The 3082-nt window shown below is 55.3% G+C and carries 1 protein-coding gene and 1 pseudogene; both read left to right on the top strand.

The window, feature by feature from the left end; translation table 11 throughout:
• Positions 1 to 23: 23 nt before the first annotated feature.
• A complete protein-coding gene (locus tag DBO31_RS06780) occupies positions 24 to 2456 on the top strand; it encodes a glycogen/starch/alpha-glucan phosphorylase (protein ID WP_150824761.1) in 2433 nt (810 codons plus the stop codon).
• 23 nt (positions 2457 to 2479) lie between these two features.
• Positions 2480 to 3082 (top strand): annotated as a pseudogene (locus DBO31_RS06775) (1,4-alpha-glucan branching enzyme); the annotation flags it as partial.

Below are 3082 nucleotides of genomic sequence, written 5' to 3'. Positions count from 1 at the left end.
TCTAAAAAAGGGGTCCTGAAATAGTGAATACGTGGCAGGATAAAGAAGAATTCAAAAGTGAATTTACCAAAAAAGCACACATTTTGTGGGAAAAGGATCTGCCCGATCTGACACCGAACGAAGTATATCAGACCGTAGCCTTCATGGTCCGTGATTTGGTAAGTGAAGACTGGATCCGCACGAATGAAACCTATGCCGAAGAAAAGGCGAAACAGGTCTACTATTTTTCCATCGAGTTCCTCCTGGGGCGGCTGCTCGATTCCAACCTCATCGGCCTGGGCATGGAAGATGTCTGCCGGGCCGGGCTCAAGGACCTGGGCTGGGACCTGGACCGGATCATCCCGGAAGAACGGGATCCGGGACTGGGAAACGGGGGCCTGGGCAGACTGGCTGCCTGCTTCATCGATTCCCTGGCAGCGCTCCAGCTTCCTGGCCATGGCTGCAGTATCCGCTATCAGTACGGACTCTTCAATCAGCGCATCATCGACGATCAGCAGGTCGAACTGCCTGACAGCTGGCTGGCCGACGGGTTCCCCTGGGAAGTCAAGAAGGTCGATAAGGCCGTCAACGTACGCTTCGGCGGCAACGCCTACATGCGCCCTTCCGAAGACGGCGGCCTGGAATGTGTCTACGAAAAATATTCTTCTGTCCGTGCCGTGCCCTACGATGTCCCCATCGTAGGCTATCACAACCATACGGTGAACACCCTGCGCCTGTGGCGGGCCGAATATTCCCGGGAAGATATGTACCGCGAATTGTCCCTGGGCGACCGGCACCGGGCCTTCCACTACAAGAACAGCGTGCAGCTCATTTCCCGTTTCCTCTATCCCGAAGACAGCACGGAAGAAGGGCGCAAGCTGCGGCTCATGCAGGAATACTTCATGGTATCGGCGGGCCTGCAGTCCATCGTGCGCTATTACAAGAAAAAAATCAAAGAAAGCCTGTATAAATTCGATCAGTACATCGCTATCCATATCAACGATACCCATCCGGCCCTGGTCATCCCCGAACTCATGCGCATCCTCATGGATGAAGAAGGACTTTCGTGGGATGCGGCCTGGAATGTGACCGTCCGCACCGTGGCCTATACGAACCACACCATCCTGCCGGAAGCGATGGAACGCTGGTCCATTCCCATGTTCAAGTCCCTGCTGCCGCGGATCTATCTCATCGTGGAAGAACTGAACCGGCGCTGGCTGGCCGAAGTCCGCAAGCGCTTCCCCGGCGACGAAGACAAGGCCCGCGATGTGGCCGTCCTCTGGGATGGACAGGTCCACATGGCCCATCTGGCTGTCCTCGGCAGCCACAGTGTCAACGGGGTTGCGGAAATCCACTCCCAGATCCTGAAGGACTCGACGCTGCACCAGTTCTACACCTGTTTTCCGTCGCGTTTTTCCAATAAGACCAATGGCGTCTCCCACCGGCGCTGGCTCATCCAGTCCAATCCGCAGCTGGCAGGACTGCTCGATGACACCATCGGGCCGGACTGGCGGCTGGAAGCCAAACGCCTCATGGACGTGGAAAAATTTTCCAAGGATCCGGCCTTCCTCGAACGGCTGGCCCAGGTGAAACAGACCCGCAAATATATCCTGGCCGATTATATCCAGCAGAAGTATGAAGTAAAGGTAGACCCGGCATCGATCTTTGATATCCAGATCAAGCGGATCCATCTCTACAAACGGCAGCTCCTCAATATTCTCCACGTCCTGCACCTGTATTACGTCCTCAAGGCCAATCCCCGGATGCAGATTACGCCGAGGACCTTCCTTTTTGGCGGCAAGGCAGCTGCCGGCTATGGGGAAGCCAAGCAGACCATCAAGCTCATCAACGTCGTGGCCCGGCTGGTCAACAACGACCGCCGTATCCGCAAGCAGATGCGCGTCCTCTTCCTGGAAAACTACAACGTCTCCCTGGGCCAGCTCCTGTTTCCGGCCGCCGATGTGAGCGAACAGATCTCTACGGCCGGAAAAGAAGCGTCTGGTACGGGGAATATGAAATTCATGATGAACGGGGCCATCACCCTGGGCACCATGGACGGGGCCAACGTGGAAATCCACCGCGAAGTGGGTGATGACAACTGCGTCATCTTCGGCCTCCGGGCCAACGAAGTCATGGATTATTATATCCACGGCGGCTATTCTTCGTGGAATATGTACAGCGAAGATGCGGATATCCGCCAGATCATGAACAGCCTCGTCGATGGATCCCTGGGAAATGGCGAATCCTTCGGCATGCTCTACGATTCACTCCTGGACCGCAACGATGAATTCTTCGTCTTGAAAGATTTCAAACCCTACTGTCAGGCACAGCAGGAAATCGAACGGCGCTACAACAAACGCCTCCAGTGGCTCCATTCCAGCGCCGTCAATATCGCCCATTCGGGCTATTTTTCCAGTGACCGGACCATCCGCCAGTACGCATCGGGAATCTGGCACCTGAAACCGGTCAAGAGTTGATGTAATAAAGGAGGTGTGCACGGATGAAACTCAGTGCCATCGATGATTATAGTACCTATCTGTATCATCAGGGAACGAACGACAGCAGTTACCGCCTCTTTGGCGCGCATTTTACGGCGTACCGGCGCAAAGCCTGCGTGCGCTTTGCCGTGTGGGCACCTCATGCACAGGCCGTCAGCGTCGTCGGTGATTTCAATGAATGGGATGAAACGGCCGACCCCATGACGCGCAGCGACAAGGGAAATGGCATCTGGACCTGCTATATTTCCGGTCTTTCCGAAGGGGATAACTACAAATACGCCATCACGACGGCTTCGGGCGATGTCATCCTCAAAAGCGACCCCTATGCCTTCTGGTCGGAAGTCCGGCCCGATACGGCATCGAAGCTGACCAAGCTCCATTATACGTGGAAAGACAAGAAATGGATGGCCAGCCGCAAAGACTACGATTCATACGCCCAGCCCATGCTGACCTATGAAGTCCACCTGGGCTCGTGGCGGCGCAGAGAAAACGGCGATATGCTGACCTACCGGGAACTGGCAGACCAGCTGGTAGACTACGTGAAGGATATGCATTATACCCATATCGAACTCATGCCGCTGTGCGAATATCCTTTTGACGGCTCC

This window comes from Megasphaera sp. DJF_B143 (genome assembly GCF_900320625.1).
GTDB lineage: Bacteria > Bacillota > Negativicutes > Veillonellales > Megasphaeraceae > Megasphaera > Megasphaera hexanoica.
This window is presented reverse-complemented; position numbering and strand designations above follow the sequence as displayed.